The sequence below is a fragment of the Nocardia aurea genome, from assembly GCF_003123685.1.
Taxonomy (GTDB): Bacteria; Actinomycetota; Actinomycetes; order Mycobacteriales; family Mycobacteriaceae; genus Nocardia; species Nocardia aurea.
Genome location: NZ_QCYJ01000103.1, coordinates 301,396 through 320,867, shown reverse-complemented (window position 1 = coordinate 320,867; position 19,472 = coordinate 301,396). Strand labels below are relative to the sequence as shown.

The following is a 19,472-nucleotide window of genomic DNA, read 5'->3' as shown; positions in this document are numbered from 1 at the left end:
CCTCGAATTGCCTTGCGGTGGTGAATGATGCGGTGTCAGCGGAAGGCGTCGAGCCGCCAGCCCTCGGCCGTGCGGACGACGGTCGCGATGACCGTGCTCGGCGGCAATTCCTCCTTGCGCCCGTCCGGGTAGACGACGGTCTGCTCTATCCCGATCTTGTACTGCTCGGTGTTCGGGTCCGCGCCGGCGGGCGGACGCTCCCCCGACGCGAAGGTGAACGCCTGGACCGTGGCTTTCGCCTTCGCCCAATCCGACCACTGCAACGATTGCCGCGGCGTCTCGGTCGCCGCGGCGGGGGTGTCGAGCACCCGGATCAGGCTGGGACCGAGCCATTTGCGGGCTCTGGCCAGCGACGAGCCCTGGGGCTCGGCGGCGGGCTGCCAGGTGTAGATCTCCTTCAGTGCCGCGACCGCGACACCGTCGGGGGTCACCGGATCGGGTGCGGGCGCAGCCTCGAGCAACCGGGTCGTGGACGTGACCCGATCCGACGCGCCGGAATCCGGCCCGTCGCTGTCGCTTCCGCATGCCGCGCTCAGCGTCGCTACGCTCACCACCAGCATCACCACCAGTTTCGCGCGTGCTCTTCCGTGTATCTTCCAGGCTAACCGTCGCGAGCCGCGACGTCGCGGTCCGAACGCCGGGTATCGCAGCGCGTGTTCGCTTTTCCGCTCGACATTCACAGCACCCTCCTCGCCCGCGCGTCACCCGGTATCGCCGTTTCGCCGACCCCGCCGCCGCCTCGGCCCGGTGCGGCGGGGGCGGACTGGATCATCCTGCCCTCCCCGGCATAGATTCCGACCTGCGCCGGGCCGCGTGGACCGAAGGAGCTGAACACCAGATCTCCCGGTTTCGCCCGGCTCAACGGCACTTCGGAACCGGCTTCCCACTGCTGTTCGGCGGTGCGCGGGAGTGTGATCGCGCCGGAGGAGGCCGCGAAGACCGCCGCGGAGGTGAGGCCGGGTCCGTCGAGTCCGCCGCCGCTCGGGCCCTGCGGTCCGCCGCCGCCCCACACGTACGGGGTGCCGAGCCAGTCGTGCGCGGCCTCGACGATCTGGGTGCCGGGGTCGTCTTCGCCCGGAGTGAAGCGGCCGGTGGAGCCGGGCGCGCGGTACTGCGGTTCCATGGTCAGGATATTGCGCACGTACGGTTGGGTTTCGGAGTAGTGCGCGCCGACCTGGTTGGGCATTCCCCCCGAGGCGAGTACCGCGCCCTCGCCCGCGTTGTAGGCGGCCAGCGACAGCGCGGTGAGATCGCCCTGCACCCGTCCCTCCGCCTGCCACCGCTCGATCTTGTGCGCGATCGCGCACATGTAGCGGCCCTGACCGATGATCGCGTCACCGTCGTCCCACACGCTGGCCACGCCGTTGCCGTCGGCGTCGATGACATAGGGCTTACCGTCGTCGGGATTGATACTCGCGGCGGTGCCCGGCAGGAACTGCGCGAGGCCCTGCGCGCCCGCGGGCGAGGTCGCGCCGCGACGGAAACCCGATTCCTGGCGGCCCTGGGCGGCGAGCAGCGACGAGGTGATCTGCGGGCAGATCGAACCGGCTCGGCGGTACCAGATCTCGAGTTCCTCCGGAACCTTGCCCGCGGCGAGCGCGCCACCGGCGCTGCCGAAACCGAGGCTGCATCGCGGATCGGTGGAATACCACTGCGCGCCGCCGAGATCGGGGGTCGGCGCGCCGTCGAGCCACGGCACCGGATCGATCTGCCTGCCGCCGGTGAAACGGCCACCGGGAACGATCTCGAAATGCAGGTGGGGACCGCTGGATTCGCCCGCGGATCCGACCAGTCCGATCTGCTGCCCCGCGCGCACGGTCTCGCCGACGCGCACCAGCACGCCCGCGTCCCACATATGTCCGTAGACGGCCGAATAGCCGCGGCCGTTGGTGTCGATCGAGTCGACCACGATCCAGTTGCCGAAACCGGACGCGGGCCCGGCCGCCACCACCCGACCGTCGGAGACCGAGAAGATCGGCGTGCCGTCCACGGCCGCCATATCGATGCCCTTGTGGTCGCCTCCGCGTGAACCGAACACATCCGAGACGGTGAACGTTCCGGTCGCCAGCGGCAGCACGCGCCGGATCGAGCCGACGCCCGCCGCCAGCGACGGTGTCGCGGTGACGGCGGGGTTGGCCGAGGTCGCCGTAGCCGAACCGGACGGGGCGGCAGCGGCGGTCGACGCGCGGGGATCGCCCTGCGGGTAACCGCCGAGCGGCGGTAGCGCCGACTGCGATCCGAGTACCGAGATACCTTCGCAGGGGTCGTCGACCGAGGGCATGATAACCACGAGCACTACCGCCATCAGCGCCACCACGACGCCCATCACCCCCCAGAGCATGCCTTTGGCGCTCACGTGCGACGGCGGGATTCGTTCAGGGTGTCGGCCAGGGTTCGGTTCATCTCGGCGGCGGCGGCCAATTGCTGTTGCAGCAGAGCGACTTTGCGGCGTAGCGCGCCGACGTCCATGCGTTCCGGACCGGGCCCTTCGGCGGCACGGACCCAATTGCGCACCGAATTGGCGTGCACGCCGATCTGATCGGCGACCATCCGGCACGCCTCGGATTCGCTACTGAGCGTGCCGGTCAGCGCGAGGACCTGTTCCACGGCGGCCTTGCGGACCTCCGGCGATACCCGGCGATAGGACCGATGCGGCATCATCGGACGCTCCCCGCACCGCCCGGCTCCGGCCGCGAGGACACGCGGCACCGCGCGGACACCGCGTATCCCGGCCGGAACCTCATGCGGCGCTCCCACTCGGCGAATCCGAACCGCGCGTGGTGGATTCGGTGAACTCGCTGAAGCGCTGATTGGTGTCGTGGATCCCGCTCTCCTTCTCCGACACCGTGAATTCCATATGGAACGGGATGCCGGGCCTGCGGTCCTCACCGATCTTCAGCAGGAATTTGCCGGTGCCCGGCGGCGAGGGCCGCAGCTGACCCGGTTTGAGTGCCTCACCGGTCAACGCCTGCGGGGCCGACCAGCCGGTCACCATCTCCTCCTCGGCCGAGGTGAACGGCACGATGCTGTCGAGTCGTTTGACCTCTTCGGCGGGCAACGCGCCGAAGATCTTGGCGCGCGCGCGTTCGAGGAAGCCCAGCGCCTTGGCGATGGCGCCCTCGGAACCGAGGGACTGTAGATCCTTGATCGTGTGACTGATCATGATGAGTGCGGTCGCGATACTGCGTTGCAAACGGGTCAGTTCGTCGACCCGGTCGACCATGAAATCGCCGAGACCGAGTACCTGCCACAACTCGTCCATCACGACCTGGAAGTACCGTTGCGGGCCCAGGTCGGCGTCGGCGAGCACGTGCGCGGCCTCGACCGAGGCGAAACCGTCGGCCCAGCACGCGAGCATGACCGCGGCTTTGAGCTTCTTGTCGCCGGTCGGGATATGGGAGACGTCGATGCAGACCGCGACGGCGCTCGTATCGATCGGCACCGAGGTCTGCCCGTTGAAGATCGCGCCGAACGGGCCCTGGGTCAGCGCGCGCAGCGAACGGCGCAGACCCTTGATGGCGTTCTGGTATTCGCTCGGATCGTCGGCGCCCGCGTCGAGCATGAGTTCCTCGCCGCCCGCGACGATCACCTCGAGCAGGTTCTCCATGATCGGCGGCTGATCCGGGGTGTAACCGCTGCCGGGCTGGTAGAGAATGCGCAGACCGGTGGCGATCAGGGTCTCCTCGTAGTCGCGCACCCGCGCGCCACGCACGAGTTCGACCAGGCCCGCGATCAATGTCACCTGGCGGGCCCGCAGGTCCTGTAGCACTTGCAGTTGCAGCGCCGGGAAATCGTCGAGGCGCGGCACCACCGAACCGAGTACGCCCGCCGCGAGCGGATTGAGTTTGCCGTGGCCGTAGCCGAGGTCGATGACCTGGCCGCCGACGAGTTCGACCATCTTGCGATAGTCCGGTTTCACGTCGGCCAGAATGAGCGGGGTGATGCCCTGGGCGATTCCGCCCAGCACGATCCGGCGCACCAGCGAGGATTTGCCGAAACCGTTGAGCCCGAGCACGAAAAGGCTCGGCGCGGTGATGAAACTGCCGCGCAGGAACCAGTTCATCGGATCGAAGCACACCGGCGCGCCGGTGTGCAGATGCGAGCCGAGCGGTGTTCCGATCAGCGGCGCGCCCGCGCCCACCGACCACGGCCACAACCCCGCGACCTGGGCGGTGGTCGCCCGGTACTCGACCGGGCGGCCGACGACGTTCATCCGGCCGCCGCCGGGGCCCGCGTAGCCACGATCGGTGAGTTGCGCTGTGCTGCGGTCGAAACCGTCCTCGTAGACCTGTTCGGCGCGCGCGGCGAAGTTGCGGCGGCGGATGTCGTCGGTGCGCACGCGGAAGGTCGCCCATGCCGCGCGCAGACCGGAACCCTCGCGGCTGATCTGTTCGAGTTTGGACCTGGTGACATCGTCGAGCAGCTTGGGGCCCGAGGTCTTGCGCTTGTCCGACTTGGCCTTCGCGCGACGCGCGGCCTTGTCCATGGGCGGGGTTCCCATGGCGCGGTCGGCGGTGTAATCGACCTTGTCCTGACGTGCCCCACGACCGGATCGGCCGCTGTTACGTTGCGCGGCACCACGATCGGGACGTTGCTGCCCGACCCGGTCCGGGCGGGCAGGCGATCGGTCCTGACGCTGCGGCGTGCCGCGATCGGGACGCGCCGCACCCTGACGCGGACGTTCCGACCAGCCGTCGTACTCCGAGCGCGGCGCCGACGCGCGCCGGTTCTCGGCTCTGACCCGTTCGGCCCGTTCACGTTCGGCGTGCGCCCGATCGGCACGGACAGCGTCGGCCCGCCCGGCCCCGGGGCGCGCCCGTCGCTCGGCCGCGTCACGCGACGCCCTCCGCTCCCGATCGGACATCTCCCCGACGTCGGACCGATCGTCGCCGCTCACGCTCCGCGCCGGTCGCCCGGCCCGGTCGGGCAGGTCCTCCACACCGGAGCGACCGCCGCGCCGGACCGGGATGCCGTCGCGGTCGTGCACCGGTGGCTCGTTCTCACGTGCCATGAATCACTCACCCCGCCAATGCCTTCGGAATTGTCGCGTGTTCCGGCAGGATGACTCCGCACCCGAGCGAGGCCGCGAAGGCCGCGGACTGGTAGCGGTAGCACCGCCGGATCTTCAGTCGCGCCTGTGTGGACAGGTCGCGAGTGATGGCTTCGATACGCGGCAGATCGCCGCGCAGGGGCTCGGTGATGGTCACCAGGGCTCCGAAGCGGGTCACACCGTGACCCCGGGCTTGTTCCTCACGTGCCTGCTGGGTGGCGCCCACCCGCAGGGTCGCGGCGGCCGAGACCACACCGCGTTCGCTCTGCTGGGCCACCAGCGCGTTCTTGAAATCGTCGTCGACGATCTCGGCGGCGTCGGCGGCCGAATGCGGCCGATACACGATGGCGATGCGCTTGCGCGGCACTTCGGGATTCGGCGCGAGCAACCGTTGCAGCACCCGCTCGTCCACCGCGCCCTCGGGAGCGGCGTCCATCTCCCAGGTGACCGAGCGCCCGCCGTCGTGGATCAGGTGATCCCATTTCTCGTCGTGCGACACCGGCCCGGCGTCGGCCCAATCCAGGCCGTGGCCATCGGGTTCGGAGGAGGCGACCTCGAGGTCGGCCTGGGAGGCCGGATCGTAGCTGCGCCGGATGAACGAGATCACCTCGTCGGCCGACATCGGCTGCGCGCGCACACCGGCTTCGGCGAGCGCCGCGCAGATGCCGGGCAGCCTGCGGCCGATCTCCACGGCTTCCTCGGCCGGATTCTTGCGGCGCTCGGCGGTGGTCGCCTTGAAGGTGATCGCGACCCGCGGCAGCAACTGCACCCGTTCCTGCGGCAGTTCGGTCGCCAATTCGTACATCACCTGCTGGGCGAGGTCGGGCGCCTCCGGCCTGGTGATGGTGGAAACCTCGGTCAGCAAGCGGTTTCCGGTCTCCGGCACCGTATCGATGACGGGCACCACCGCGATGATGTCACTGGTCTGACCGACCGAGGCGAGAAAGGTGCCCCACGCGGAGACCCAGCGGTCGATGACCGGCTGGTCGACGGCCTCGTGGCCCTGCGGCCAGGCCCGGAGCACGACGGTGTACTGGGCGAACTGCGGCAGGTGGATCATGCCGAAGCTGTAGCCGCCCGCGTCGATTCCCTCGTACAGCTTCGACGGGGCGAGCAGACCCGGCAGGCGGGTGACGCCGCCCGGGACCCGTGAGAACCGGCCACCCCGATACACGTGCTCACCGTTGTTGCGTGAACGCATCCAGTTGAACATCATCAATCCCGTCTCGTATCCGGAGCGGCCCCCGGTCCGCCACACCAGTGGAACCATGATCACCACGCCGGTGCCGCCGACGATCAGACCCCACTGGAATCCACCGACCATCGCGGTGATCAGCGCCGTGATCACGACCACGAAGCCGATGACTGTCTCCTCCCAGCGCAAGCCGAAAAGACCTGCGCTGCGGGGCTTCTGCCAGAGGCCGTAGGAACGGCGCTCGTAGGTGTCGGTCATCGTCATCGCGGAATGGTGCTCCTCCCGAGGTCGGGCGAGCGATTCGCCCAGCGGTCACCGGCGAGATCGCCCATGCTTTCGTCGGCCCGGTTCAATCCGGTGCTCGCGGCGCGGGCGGCGCCGATGCGTCCCGCGGCCCTCGACGCACCGGAGGGTACTCCGGCCTGGGCCTGCCCACCGGAGGCGCGCGGTGGCAGCGCACCGCCGCTTCCGCCGCCGCCACCGCGCGGAGGCGGTACCGGACGGCCGCCGCGGCGCGGTCCCGCGCCACCCGGACGCGGCCCGCCGCCGCCCGTGACGTAGCCGGGCGCGCCCGCGCCCGCGGTGGACTTCACGGCCACGGCCTTGGTGCCCATCGCGCCGAGCGCCGCCGCGCCGATCAGGGTGCCGCCCGCCGCGGTCAGACCGGAACCACCGGAGCCGACGATCGCGACGGCGGGGGTGACCAGGCGCATCAGCGCGGGGAGCACGAACGCGACGCTGCACAGCAGCACGATGGCGACCAGCATGCGCTGTGCCTCTTCGGCTTCGGGCAGCGCCGTGGTCGAGGTCAGACCGTCGACATGCCCCGCGGTCATGAACGCGATCATGTAGACGATCGCCGCGACCGGCTTGTACAGCATGAACGCGATGATCCAGCCGATCAGCTTCTGATAGGACTGCTTGCCGGTGTTCATACCCGATGCGGCGGCCGCCAGCGGGAGCACACCCGCCGCGACGAGCAGCAGACCCTGGCGCACGATGGCGAGCACGATCTGCGCGAGCGCGCCGAGCAGGCCGACGATCGCGATGATGAGGACCAGGCCCGGCGAGAACGCCTGCAACTTACTGGTCTTCACCATCAGCTCGGCCAGATCCTTGGCATTGCCGTTGGTGGCGTCGGTGATGACCCACTCGGAGAAGCGATCCGAGGCCTGGGTACCCGCGACGATGATCGCCCCGAGCATCCACGAACTGAACACCACCCGGGCGAACATGCGGAACGATTCGGCCGCCTCGCTCACCGCGGCCCCGCGTCTGGCCTCGGCCAGACGCGCGCCGGTCAGGATGACCGAGGCTATGAGCAGCAATATCTGTATCTGATAGGTGTAGTCGTTGATCTTGGTGAACAGCGAGCCGTTGTCGCTGGCCGCCTCGTTGGGCACCTTCATCCAGAACGTCAACGCCAGGATGATGGCCTCACCGAGACCCTTCATCAACGAGTCGACGACCTTGCCGAAGGTCGAGTCCCACGCCTTGTCCTTGACGGCGGTCGCGGCGTCGCCGGGATGGGACGCGGCATTGCCCGCCTTGCAGGCGGCCGAGGCCGCGTCGCCGAGGGAGATCCCAGGCAACCCGACATCGTCGAGCGTGTCGTGGATTTCGTTGCACGTGTCGTCGAAACCGTAGGTCTGGCCGTAGGCCACCGTCGGTGTCGCGATCATCACGGTGAAGATCACCGCGAAGATCGTGAGAATTCGCCTCACCATTGTGTCCACCCCTCGATATCTCGCAGGGACTCGATATGGACTTGCTCTTCGCCTGTCACCGGGCGGACCTTCCCCTCGCTGTCCCGCCGCACGACCGTCGGGCACATGCCCACCCGTACCGGTCGGCCGTCGACTGTTACTCGGGCCTTTCTCGCGAACTCGACGGTCGCGGCCTGCTGACACCGGCTCACCATGCGGTCCACCCTTCGATCGACTCGATCAACTCGGTCGGGGCTCCGCTGGACGCGGACGGCTTCAGTCGCCAGTCCCCCGCGTCCCAGACCATCACCAAACGCAGTGCGGCCCACAGTTGTTTACCGTCGATCACCTGTCCGCGCGAGGCGAATCGGACGATGGCGAGATCGTCGGCGTAGTTCTCCACCTTGAAGGCGTCGGGAGCGACGAAATAGCGAGTGATGCGCTCCGGCTGCTGTTTCGGGAGACGGTCCTCGTCGAGCGCCTTGTCGTAGGCCGCGATCTGCGCCGCGGAGACCCGGACCTGGCGCAGGTACAGTTCGCGATCGGCGGGGCGGGCGTTGATCCGGTAGGTGATCTGCGCCGCCGCCAGCGCCGCGCCCTGCGGGGTGTGCGAATAGCCAACGGCCAGGCCGTCTTCCAGCCGGGTCGGGCCGTCGGAGGTGGAGAACGGCACCGACGCGCCGTAGACCTTCTGCCAGCCGCGCGGGGCGTTGGTGCCCTCGGGCGCGGCGGTCAGCCAGTCCGAGTCGGTGGGTTTGCGCTGGCGCGCCGGATCCTGCGAAAGCGGTTGTCCGGCAGGGTTGTTGGGCACATCGATGCGCCTGCCGAAGATATCGACCTCCGGTTCGGCGAAACCCTCACCGCCGGTGGTGGCGGCGACACCGCCGCCGTCGCCGCCGTCCGCATCGTCGCTTCCGATCCACATGACGACGCCGACCACCAGGATCAGTGCCAGCAGGGCCGCGGACGCGATGGCACCGAAGGAGACGCCCGAGCGGGCGTAGGGCTCCTTCTGACTCACTGCGGTGCCTCCAATGTCACGATGTCGTCGGGTAATTCGTCGATGGACTCGACCGGCCTCGCGGTCGAGTCCGGGTCGGGCAGACGTAACTTCCAGTCCTGCCGGAACCATTCGACGGTGGTGTGGTTCACCGCCTTCGAACCGTCGGAATATTCGGTGTAGATATCCACCGCGGTCACCTGATCGGTGTATTCGGTGATCTTGTAGCCGAGCAGCCTCGGCGCGTACTCCGGCGCCGCGGATCCGGTGATCGACAGCTGTAGCCGGTTCACCGACCACTCGTCGCGGGCGGCGCCTGGCACGACCTCCCCGGCCACCACCTTCGCCCATTGGCTGTCGGTGGCCACCGACAGCCGGACCGTGTGGGTGATGGCGGCCACCGCGGCCCCGGGCGGGCTGTGGTCGAAGTCGACGGCGGCACCGTCGGTGATCGACCGCGGCCCCTGTGCGGTGTGCGGCAACGCGACGCCCTGGAAGTCCTGCCACCGCACATCGGTCGGCGCCGCGGCCGGATTCGGCGCCGCGACGCCGTCGCCGTCGGCCTCGCAGCCGCCGCAGCCCGCGACCGCGAACAGCGCGACGCCGAAGACGCCCACCGCGCGCGAGCGCATCACCGTGGAATTCATGTCGGATCCGTCCCCGTCAGATGCCGGCTCACGTCGGCAGGAACGCCAACGCGATTCCGGAGGCGGTACTCGCCACCGAAGCGCCGATCAAACTCATCACGACACCATGGGTGGCGTCGTTGATCGCCATATCGCTGCGGAAGGCCATCCACAACCGGCCGGCGGACAGGATCATCCACGCCAGGCAGACCAACAGCACGAACCACAGCAGCCAATTCAGCAACTGCATCAGCGGTTCGAGTACATCGGAGGGCATCTGCTTGTAGGCGAGCAGCTCGCTCGCCGAGAGTCGCACGTCGGACATGGTCGACATCAGGTACCGATGACGGCGTTCATGATGGTGCCCGCGCTCGTCGCGACGACACCGCCGATCATGGCTCCGGCGACCATCTTCGGCGATTCGAGACCGCCGCCGGTCCACCGCTCCCACGCGAATTTGCCGCCCGCGTAGACGATGCCGCAGATTCCGGACAGCAGGACGAACCAGGTCAGGTATCGCACGAGCTGCAGGATCTTCTCCGAGCCCGGAGGCGCCTCCGGCGTCGGATTCCCGACCTGCGCGAGGACGGCGCCGTAGGTGTCCTGCGCGGCGAACAGCAACATGCTCATCGGCTACCTTCCCGGGAAGTGTGAATCAACGCCCTGTACATCGACACGGTGCACGCCATCACGGCTCCTCCTCATCGAAAGACGAACTGGCATCGAGCTTTTCACGGACGACGGCAACAATATCGGTGCCGAGCTCGCGAACCTCGAGCGGGACCTCCTCGAGCGGGTCGATCTTGCGCTTCTTCTCCGGCATCGGATCGCCGGGCGACCATGTCGGCAGTTGCTCGGGCTCGACCAGCGTCCATTCCTCGTACCACGGCACCTGCCACATCGGCCCGGCCAGTGATCCGACCACCTCGCGATACCGCCGGATCTCCGGCGGGATCCGGCCGGGCCTGGCCGCGACGGTGACCAGTCCGATGACCTCCGACGGCCCGCCGAAACCGAAATGATGCTGCCGCAGCAAATCGTGGGCACGCGTCAGCCCGGCGATCGTCTCCCTGGCCACCAGCACGACAAAGGGGGATTCACGCTCGAAGACGCCGGGCCAGCGGCGGCTCGAATCCGCCGCGGGCGCAAGCACATGCGCGAGCGTAGTAGCTCCCGCACCGCCGTGCACACCGAGCAACCAAACCAGTGGCGCCCGACCGACACCGGGTACCGGACGCTCCCATACCGGTGCGCGTCTCGACTCGGGAGGCGCTACCACCCCCGCCGGTTGAGGGTCGTGTTTGCGACGAAGTTTCATAGCTGCGGTCATGATGCCACCCCGGCCAGTAGGCGTGCGTATGCCCGGCGCGTCTCCTCGGCGAGTGCGGCGTGCTCGACCAGTTCGCCGCGGGCCAGATGCGGATCGTAGGGAATCTCCCTGATCTCGCGCACCCACCCGGAGAGATGTTCTCGCAAATGATCGGCAACACGCGAGTCGAACCCCGGATGCTGATGCGAGACAACGATGGTGGTGTCTCCGACGATGCCGGTTCCCGGCCCCTCACTCGAATCGCCGAACTGGTCGTCGAGCCATTCCAAGGTCACCCGCAGCCGGTTGGCCGCGTCGCTGCGCGCCGGAATGGCAAGGACGAGAGCCACATCGGCGTCGTCGAGCAGCGGACGCAGCTGACGTCCGGCAATCGGGTTCCCACCGTCGTACACCCCGGTGAAACCGGCCTCGTCGACCGCACGCGCCACGGTGAGGTAGGTCGCTCTGCGGCGCAGCGGCGCGGCGTCGCGCCACAGCAGTCCGATCCCCGACGTCGCCAGCGACAGGCACTCCTTCAGCGGGGCAGGCTGGTCGTCGCCGCGCCCGTACAGCCACGACTGCAGGCTGATCGGATGCAGGTGTTCGTCCGCGCCGCGCAGTGCCAGATCGCTGCCCGCCGCGGTCGCGTCCACCGCGACGGTCGGGGTACCCGCCGAAGCGAGTTCACCGGCGATGCCGAGCGCCGTGGTCGTGGTTCCCGCGCCGCCGCAACCGCCCACCACCAGGATCGGGCGCTGCGCGGGTTCACCGTCGATGCCGTCGTCATCACGTTTGCCGCGCCGTAGCCGTACTACCGGAGCCTTGGAACGTGCCTGTCGACCCGACGGTCCGCCCTCCTCGGGCGCCTCGTCGAGCCAGCGGCTCCAGTCCTCTCCCATCGTGCTCAGCTCTCCTTCATCCGGCCGCGATACCCGTGATGAGGGTGCGACCGCCGATCACCGCGGTGGTGACCATCTGCTTGTTGTACGTGGCGGGCACACCACCGGGCCGGTATTCGGTGACCTCCACCGAATACCTGTTCTCGGTGACCGTGACGACCCGCACGCAATGCGTGGTGCCCTCGGGAACGGTGTCGATCCCGCGCTGGATCACCTCCGGGGACGAGATCGACGCCTCGGGCGCGACGACGGCGCGCACCTGTTCGCCCGAACGCGCGACGTAGTAGGCGTATTGGAAGGCGAGCACCACATCCGGCCCGGAATCGGTGCTGCCCGCCTCCGCGCTGCGCAGCACGCTCACACCGTGTTCGGTGGGGCAGTCGGCCGGACCACCGGAACGCGCGCTGCCCGCGGTGAACTGCATCGACGCGGGCGCGGTACCCGCGGCGCCGCGCTGCCCCGACATCTGCACCAGCCACAGCGCGCCGACGCCCGCCGCGATCAGCATCAGCACGGCGACGATCAGGACCAGAATCACCCGCGCGCGCCGGGTGGCCGGATGCTGTTTGGCCGCGACGCGCAACGCCGGAGCCGAGCGGTTTCGCGGCGACGGCGGTTCCTCGCTCGGCTCGTCGTCGACATCGTCGTCGTCGGGCCAGGGGAAGCGCACGGCGACACCGGAGCGTGGGTCGTAGTCGTCGTCGGGCCCCGGCGCGTGGTCGTCGGCCACCCAGTCCGACCAGCCACCGATGAACTCACTGCGCCGCGCGGGCAGATCCGTTGGGACCTCGGCCTTGGCGCGTGCCTCCTCCGGATCCTCTTCGCGGATGTAGTCCGGGAAGCGCGCGGCGCGTTCGTCCTCGTTCGTCGGCTCCGCGATCGCGTCGTCCCCGGCCACCGGAGCGGAGGTCGCCGCGTCCGGTTCGAGCGCGCCGTACCAGCGCGAAAGATCTTTGTACGAGTTCAACATTCCCCCATTCCCGCAGCGCAGGGCACGTAGCGTCGCATCGTCGGACCTCTCGGCGATCAGTTCGTGGAGAACGGGTAGGCGGTGTTGGTGGTTCCGGGTCGCTCGGTGGGCGGAATCGAGGTCGCGCCGCCGGATGAGGCGCCATCGGCTCCTGTCCCGAACGGAAATTGTCCCGTACCGGAGGAATTCGGCGTAGTCGACGCGCCGGAACTGTTGCCGAAGAATCCGGGTCCCGGCTTGCTACCCTGAGCGGCGGCACCCTGCCCGAACCGCTCGGCGAGATCGCGCGCCAGCGCGGCCAGCCAGTCCGCGACGTAGCGGGTGGGCGCGTCACCGTTGGCCGCCACCGCCGCGGTGCCGTAGGCGCCGTGGGTACGCACGGTGTCCCAGTACCGCACCCAGGTGGTGAGATCGAGCAGTTCCCTGTTGTCGGTGATGTTCTGCACGACGGCGTCGTAGGACTGCGCGACCAGGCGCGACACCGTCGTCGGCGGAACCAGTTGGGGTATCGCGCCCGCGAGCCGGGTGCCGAGGCGCAGCAGTCCCGCGACCGGATCCGACAAACCGGCGGTGGCCAATTCCGAGATCGCGGCGGGGCTCAGCACCGTGCGCACGACGCTCGCCACCGCGTTCAGTCCGATCATTCCGACCCTCAGCAGTGCCTGGACCGCGCCCGCGAGATCGATCGGCGCGCGCGGATCGGAGGCGTCGGCGATGCGCTGGGAGATCGACTTCTTCGGCGCGATGGACAGATTCGTCAGCGAGGTGCCCTGGACGTCCTCGGTGGCGACCTCGGTGACCGTCTTGATGGAGGTGTAGGCGAGTGCCTGCGAGATCGACATCAGCGAGGCGATCGGGTCGCCGCCGCTGAGTGTGGCCTGTCCGGCGACATTGGCGACTGCACGCAACACCGGCGCGCCGCTCGGCGCGTCGCACGCCAAATCGCCTGCGGCACAGAAACTCGCGACCCGTCCGGTGAGTGCGGCGAAATCGGTCGCCCGGTCCCGCTCCGGGCCGATGCCGCCGCCGTCGGCGGGCGTCAGCGGCAGCGCGGCCACCTCGGCGACCCGCGCACCGCTGGTACCGGGCGCCGGTTCGGGGGTCTGTCGGCCCGGAGCGCCGGGGAACAGCGGGGCGCCGGGGTTGCGGGTCGGATCGGCGAACAGCGCGACCGCGGCGACCTTCTCGGCCGGGATCACCCCTGACCCCTTGCCGATCTCCTGCGCGAACATCGAGACGACATGAGCGCCCTGCGAATATCCGACGAGCGCGAATCTGGTGTCGGCGCATCGGCTCGCGACCTGCGCGGCCATCGTCCGCAACCGGACGAGTCCGGTGGCCACCGATTCCGTATACGGGGTGGCGCGTTTGGCGTCGATACCCCCGAACGCGGATTCGTAGGGGACGTAGGCGCGGTCGACGAGTCCCGGTTCGGCCGCCGCGGCCATCATGGGGCTGAACACCGTCGAGAGCATGCCGGTGTCGGTGGTCGGCGCGGCGTCGGGAGAGGATTCTCCGGTGCCCTGGACACCGAGGGCGAACAGTGCGGGGCAGGTGCGGATCGACAGATCCGTCAGCGGCCCAACGGGATTCGACGGGTCGGCGGCCGCGGAACCGGCGGGTACGAACGCCGAGGCGACGGCGAGTGCGAGCAGCATCCCCGATGTCCTTGCCGTATACCCAGTCATAGCGAACCACAATCAATCTCGTGTTGCCGCAGCCAACTTCAACGCCATGAAACCCCTAAGACGGTAACAGATTCCGGCTATGACTGGCGAAGCAGCGAAAAGTTTTCGCGAATCGCCGTGCCGCACTTATCGCGCGACGGCGTGGCATCGGTGTAGTGTCGGCAAGTTTACGACCGGTCGATACCTGTCGCGAGCGGACGCCCGCGGCGGATCCGACACGGATCGCGCGAAATCGGCCGCCCCGGATACGGAGCGGCCGATATGCGGTTCCGACGGAGGAAACCGATCAGGATGCCGAGGTGACGCGGTAGACGTCGTAGACGCCCTCCACGTTGCGCACCACATTGAGCAGGTGACCCAGATGTTTCGGATCGCCCATCTCGAAGGTGAACTTGCTGATCGCGACCCGATCGCCGTGCGTGGTGACCGCCGCGGACAGGATGTTGACCTTCTCGTCCGCGAGCACCTTGGTGACATCGGACAGCAGCCGGGTACGGTCCAGCGCCTCGATCTGGATGGCGACCAGGAAGACCGAGGACGGCGACGGCGCCCATTCCACCTCGATGATCCGTTCGGCCTGCGATTGCAGCGAGCCCGCGTTGGTGCAGTCGGTGCGGTGCACGCTGACCGCGCCGCCCCGCGTCACGAAGCCCATGATCTCGTCGCCCGGCACCGGCGTGCAGCATTTCGCCAGTTTGGCCACGGTTCCGGTGGCGCCGGGGATGAGTACGCCCGCGTCGCCGGTGGTGCGCTGGCGTGACGGGGTACTCGACGGCGTCGAGCGTTCGGCGAGTTCGTTCTCCACGTCACCGATGCCGCCGAGTTGGGCCATCAGCCGCTGCACGACGTGGTGCGCGGAGACCTGGTGCTCGCCGACCGCGGTGTAGAGAGTGGAGATGTCGGTGTAGTGCAGTTCGTGGGCGACCGCGGTCATCGCGTCCACGCTCATCAGCCGTTGCAGAGGCAGACCGACGCGGCGGACCTCTTTGGAGATCTGCTCCTTACCGCTCTCCAGGGCCTCTTCGCGACGCTCCTTGGCGAACCACTGCCGGATCTTGGCCTTGGCGCGCGGGGAGACGACGAAGTTCTGCCAATCCCGGCTCGGGCCCGCGTTCTGCGCCTTCGAGGTGAAGACCTCGACCACTTCACCGTTCTCCAGCTGACGTTCCAGCGCGACGAGCCGCCCGTTGACCCTGGCGCCGATGCATTTGTGCCCGACCTCGGTGTGCACGGCGTAGGCGAAATCGACCGGGGTCGACTTCTGCGGCAACGTGATGACATCGCCCTTGGGGGTGAAGACGAAGATCTCCGGCGATCTCAGGTCGAAGCGCAGCGATTCCAGGAATTCCGCCGGGTCGGCGGCCTCACGCTGCCAGTCGAGGAGCTGGCGCATCCACGCCATATCGTCGACCTCGGTGCTGTCGGTGGTGTGCTTGCCCTTGGTCTCCTTGTACCGCCAGTGCGCGGCGATGCCGAATTCGGCGGTGCGGTGCATGTCCTGGGTGCGGATCTGCACCTCGAGCGGTTTACCGTCCGGGCCGACCACGGTGGTGTGCAACGACTGGTAGACGCCGTAGCGCGGCTGGGCGATGTAATCCTTGAACCGGCCCGCCATCGGCTGCCACAGCGAATGCACGACACCGACCGCGGCGTAGCAGTCGCGGACCTCGTCGCACAGGATGCGGATGCCGACCAGGTCGTGGATGTCATCGAAATCCTTACCCTTGACGATCATCTTCTGATAGATCGACCAGTAGTGCTTCGGCCTGCCCTCGACGATCGCGTCGATCCGTGACGCCGCAAGAGTATTCACGATCTCGGCGCGCACCTTGGCCAGATAGGTGTCGCGCGAGGGCGCGCGGTCGGCGACCAGGCGCACGATCTCGTCGTACTTCTTCGGGTGCAGGATCGCGAACGCGAGATCCTCCAGCTCCCATTTGACGGTCGCCATACCCAGGCGGTGTGCCAGCGGGGCGATGACCTCCAGCGTCTCCTTGGCCTTCTTGGCCTGCTTCTCCGGCGGCAGGAACCGCATGGTGCGCATGTTGTGCAGGCGATCGGCGACCTTGATCACCAGCACGCGGGGATCGCGCGCCATCGCGATGATCATCTTGCGGATGGTCTCGGCCTCGGCGGCCGCGCCGAGGTTGACCTTGTCGAGTTTGGTGACGCCGTCGACCAGATGCGCCACCTCCTGACCGAAATCGGTGGTCAGCTGTTCGAGGGAGTATCCGGTGTCCTCGACGGTGTCGTGCAGCAGCGCCGCGACCAGCGTCGTGGTGTCCATGCCCAGTTCGGCGAGGATATTGGCCACCGCGAGCGGGTGGGTGATGTACGGGTCGCCGGACTTGCGGAACTGGTGCGCGTGGCGCTCGTCGGCCACGTCGAACGCGTTCTGCAACAGCGTCAGATTAGCCTTCGGGTACAGCTCGCGATGCACCGTCGCCAGCGGTTCGAGTACCGGTTTGACCGCGGCGATGCCGCGCTGACCGGTCATCCGGCGGGCGAGTCTGGCGCGGACCCGGCGCGAGGCCGAGGTGGGGACGGCCGCCGACGCGCCCTGTGGGCGGGCCGGGGCGTTCGGCGTCGGACGGGGCGCGGAAGCGGTCTCGGACGTCGCCGGGGTCCCCTCCTGCGACGGGGCCGATGCCGCCGATTGCTCGACATTCGCCTCGTCCAGATGTTGCGTCATGCCACCACCTCTCCACGCCGCGGTCGGATCACCCTATCGGACCGCCGCAACCGCCCAGACCACAACTTTAGTCCCGCACGCCGACATCCGTGGGCGTGCGGTTGCGGGAGCGTGGAACTAGCGACCCGCGAGCGGTCGCTCGGAGGGTGCGGTGCGCATGGATCGCCCGTCGGAGGCGGGGTCGGGCGGGGCCCCGAGCAGGTCCAATACCGTCGGCGTCAGGTCCGCCAGACAGAAACGGTCGGTGGTGACCCCCGCGGGGAAATCGGGTCCGCGCGCGATGACGAAAGTCGCAGTCTCCTCGGCCGACATGCCCCCGTGACCACCTTCCGCGGTGTGGCCGTGGTCGGTGGTGACCAGGATCGTCCAGGACTCGCCCGGTTCGGCCGCCGCGCGGGCGTCGACGGCGGCGACGATACGGCCGACGAGTCGGTCCACCCGCTCGATGGCGGCGCGATAGTTCCTGGACCGGGCGCCTCCGGCGTAATGCCCCGCGTGATCGACCTGGTCGAGGTGGGTGAAGCAGAAATCGGGACCGAATCGGGTGATCGCGGTGACGACGCCGTCGGCGGTGGCGGCATCGATCTTCGATTCGTCCGGATCGTCGGGGACCGGGGCGGTGGTGACGACGACATCGGCGCGTGGCTCGCCGCTTCCCGCCATCACCGCGATCATTTCCCAGGTCGCGATGCAGTGCGTTTTCAGCGCGGGTTTCGCGCGCTGGAGTCGGGTGAAGACGGTGGGGTATCGGGCGAAGGGCGTCGCGTCGAAGATATTGCCGGTGATGCCGTGTTTGCGATCCCACACCCCGGTCAGCACGGTGGCCCACGACGGGCCGGAGACGCTGATGTGCGGGGCGAGGGAACTACGGCTCAGCAGACCTTGCGCACTGAGCCGCAACAGATTCGGGGCCTCGGCCCGCTCGATCCTGTCGTAGCGCACACCGTCGATACCGATCAGCACCACTTTGTTCGTCGTACCGCGCGCCGCGGCGGCGCCGGTGGCCGTGCCGAGCAACGCGCACGCGGTCAAGGCGGTGGTCGAAAGCAGCTGCCTCCGGTTCATACCCCCGAACGATCCGGCCTCGGGCACCGCCCCGATAGTCCGTCGGCGCGCTGTTCATCGACGTTTCATCGCCCGCGCGACGCCGGGTCGTCTCCCTGAACGCCACCTGAACGTTCGATAGCCTCGAGCTATACATACTGTTCGACAGCAGGCGTATAGCGTGTGAACGGCGGGTACCCGGCCGGTGCCCGGCACTGCGGTAGCTTCGGCGCATGATCGTCCGCTCGCTCCTGCTGTTCGCCCTGGCCGCCGTCGCCGAGATCGGCGGCGCGTGGCTGGTGTGGCAGGGGTGGCGCGAGGATCGCGGCGCGCTGTGGATCGCCGCGGGCGTGATCGCGCTCGGCGCATACGGTTTCGTGGCGACGTTCCAGCCCGACCCGAACTTCGGCCGCATCCTCGCGGCCTACGGCGGCGTCTTCGTGGCGGGCTCGCTGGCCTGGGGCATGGTGGTCGACAAATTCCAGCCGGATCGCTGGGACTACCTGGGCGCGGCGATCTGTCTGGCGGGCGTCGGGGTGATCATGTACGCCCCGCGCTGAAGCGGAGCCTCATTCGGCCGATTCGAACGCCCAGACGGCGGCGGGACGGCCGGTGGCCTTGGTGCGACGGCGTTCGGTGGTGCGTTCCAGGCCGGGGATGGCCGCGAGTGTGCGGTTCAGATTGGCCGGATCGGGGCGCGCGCCCAGCAGGGCGGTACTGATGTCGACGGCGCGCGTGGCCGGGAATTCCGCACCTGCGAGCGCCTTGGTGAACGGCAGATCCTTCCAGAGCAGACGTGACAGATGTCCGCGCGCCGCCTCCACGATCCGATTGTGATCGAAGGCCAGCGGCGGGACGTCGTCGAAGGACACCCACCGCGCCGGACCTTCGTGGATGCCGACCACCGCCCACATGGCGATGGACAGGGTCGGCCCGCGCGGGTCGCGGTTGGGTTCGTCGAAGGTCACCAACTGCCCGACCGCGCCGATCGCCGCCTCGGGGACGCCCAATTTCGTGTTGACCGCGCGCCGGGCCGCGAGCACGAGCCGTTCACCGCGCCCGAGCAGCACACCGGGCAGCGCCAACTCACCGGTGAACGGTTCGTGTTCGCGCGCGGCGACACCGACCGTCACACCGGGGTCGTCGGGCCAGAAGCGCAGTGTCACCACGTCGACCGAAACCACCGATTGCTCCACGGCGCACTATCCTGCCGCATCCGCGCATCGTGCGACGCCGGCTCCCCCGGCCGGACGCGGTCGGGTCAGGTCTTCTTGTCCTCGGGATGCGGAAGTC

General features: G+C 68.7%; 18 protein-coding genes. 1 reads left to right on the top strand and 17 read right to left on the bottom strand.

The features are described 5' to 3' along the window. Positions 1-35: 35 nt before the first annotated feature. From DAT37_RS22650 to DAT37_RS22570, 16 genes are all read right to left on the bottom strand, one after another. The gene (locus DAT37_RS22650; RefSeq protein WP_232839930.1) at positions 36-560 is read right to left on the bottom strand and encodes a hypothetical protein; all 525 of its coding nucleotides are present in this window, start codon (positions 558-560) and stop codon (positions 36-38) included. 116 nt (positions 561-676) lie between these two features. Next, a complete protein-coding gene (locus DAT37_RS22645; protein WP_109526833.1) occupies positions 677-2,356 on the bottom strand; it encodes a peptidoglycan DD-metalloendopeptidase family protein in 1,680 nt (559 codons plus the stop codon). Beyond that, positions 2,353-2,661, bottom strand: coding sequence for a transposase (locus tag DAT37_RS22640; RefSeq protein WP_109527332.1), 309 nt, complete (start codon positions 2,659-2,661; stop codon positions 2,353-2,355). Before DAT37_RS22640 ends, DAT37_RS22645 begins: the two co-directional genes overlap by 4 nt. Positions 2,662-2,740: 79 nt before the next feature. Beyond that, entirely contained in the window at positions 2,741-5,011 is a 2,271-nt protein-coding gene (locus DAT37_RS22635; RefSeq protein ID WP_109526832.1) for a hypothetical protein, read from the bottom strand. 7 nt (positions 5,012-5,018) lie between these two features. Then, positions 5,019-6,509 carry an SCO6880 family protein gene (locus DAT37_RS22630; protein ID WP_109526831.1) on the bottom strand — a complete coding sequence of 497 codons (1,491 nt, stop codon included), beginning with the start codon at positions 6,507-6,509 and terminating at the stop codon, positions 5,019-5,021. Then, on the bottom strand, positions 6,506-7,972 hold the full coding sequence (locus tag DAT37_RS22625) for a hypothetical protein (protein ID WP_109526830.1): 1,467 nt from the start codon (positions 7,970-7,972) through the stop codon (positions 6,506-6,508). Before DAT37_RS22625 ends, DAT37_RS22630 begins: the two co-directional genes overlap by 4 nt. A gap of 187 nt (positions 7,973-8,159) precedes the next feature. Next, a complete protein-coding gene (locus DAT37_RS22615; RefSeq protein ID WP_109526828.1) occupies positions 8,160-8,972 on the bottom strand; it encodes a hypothetical protein in 813 nt (270 codons plus the stop codon). Next, positions 8,969-9,598 carry a hypothetical protein gene (locus DAT37_RS22610; RefSeq protein WP_232839929.1) on the bottom strand — a complete coding sequence of 210 codons (630 nt, stop codon included), beginning with the start codon at positions 9,596-9,598 and terminating at the stop codon, positions 8,969-8,971. Before DAT37_RS22610 ends, DAT37_RS22615 begins: the two co-directional genes overlap by 4 nt. 28 nt (positions 9,599-9,626) lie before the next feature. Continuing rightward, positions 9,627-9,911: a hypothetical protein gene (locus DAT37_RS22605; RefSeq protein WP_109526827.1), complete on the bottom strand. Its 285-nt coding sequence runs from the start codon at positions 9,909-9,911 to the stop codon at positions 9,627-9,629. After that, positions 9,911-10,207, bottom strand: coding sequence for a hypothetical protein (locus DAT37_RS22600; RefSeq protein ID WP_109526826.1), 297 nt, complete (start codon positions 10,205-10,207; stop codon positions 9,911-9,913). Before DAT37_RS22600 ends, DAT37_RS22605 begins: the two co-directional genes overlap by 1 nt. Positions 10,208-10,265: 58 nt before the next feature. Continuing rightward, positions 10,266-10,766: a hypothetical protein gene (locus tag DAT37_RS22595; RefSeq protein WP_232839978.1), complete on the bottom strand. Its 501-nt coding sequence runs from the start codon at positions 10,764-10,766 to the stop codon at positions 10,266-10,268. A 137-nt stretch (positions 10,767-10,903) separates the two neighbouring features. Next, positions 10,904-11,785 carry a MinD/ParA family ATP-binding protein gene (locus tag DAT37_RS22590; RefSeq protein WP_109526824.1) on the bottom strand — a complete coding sequence of 294 codons (882 nt, stop codon included), beginning with the start codon at positions 11,783-11,785 and terminating at the stop codon, positions 10,904-10,906. A 16-nt stretch (positions 11,786-11,801) separates the two neighbouring features. Beyond that, positions 11,802-12,755 (bottom strand): hypothetical protein, encoded by a 954-nt coding sequence (locus DAT37_RS22585; RefSeq protein WP_109526823.1) that lies wholly within the window; start codon positions 12,753-12,755, stop codon positions 11,802-11,804. A gap of 56 nt (positions 12,756-12,811) precedes the next feature. Next, positions 12,812-14,413, bottom strand: coding sequence for a cutinase family protein (locus DAT37_RS22580; RefSeq protein WP_109526822.1), 1,602 nt, complete (start codon positions 14,411-14,413; stop codon positions 12,812-12,814). A gap of 316 nt (positions 14,414-14,729) precedes the next feature. Then, positions 14,730-17,135 (bottom strand): RelA/SpoT family protein, encoded by a 2,406-nt coding sequence (locus DAT37_RS22575; RefSeq protein ID WP_109526821.1) that lies wholly within the window; start codon positions 17,133-17,135, stop codon positions 14,730-14,732. Positions 17,136-17,252: 117 nt separating this feature from the next. Further along, on the bottom strand, positions 17,253-18,200 hold the full coding sequence (locus tag DAT37_RS22570) for an alkaline phosphatase family protein (RefSeq protein ID WP_109527330.1): 948 nt from the start codon (positions 18,198-18,200) through the stop codon (positions 17,253-17,255). Between the two features lie 212 nt (positions 18,201-18,412). On the opposite strand from DAT37_RS22570, the gene DAT37_RS22565 reads away from it, so the two are divergent. Beyond that, the gene (locus DAT37_RS22565) at positions 18,413-18,739 is read left to right on the top strand and encodes a YnfA family protein (protein WP_109526820.1); all 327 of its coding nucleotides are present in this window, start codon (positions 18,413-18,415) and stop codon (positions 18,737-18,739) included. A gap of 9 nt (positions 18,740-18,748) precedes the next feature. Here DAT37_RS22565 and DAT37_RS22560 read toward each other — a convergent pair whose 3' ends face one another. After that, the gene (locus DAT37_RS22560) at positions 18,749-19,375 is read right to left on the bottom strand and encodes an NUDIX hydrolase (RefSeq protein ID WP_109526819.1); all 627 of its coding nucleotides are present in this window, start codon (positions 19,373-19,375) and stop codon (positions 18,749-18,751) included. Positions 19,376-19,472: the final 97 nt, after the last annotated feature.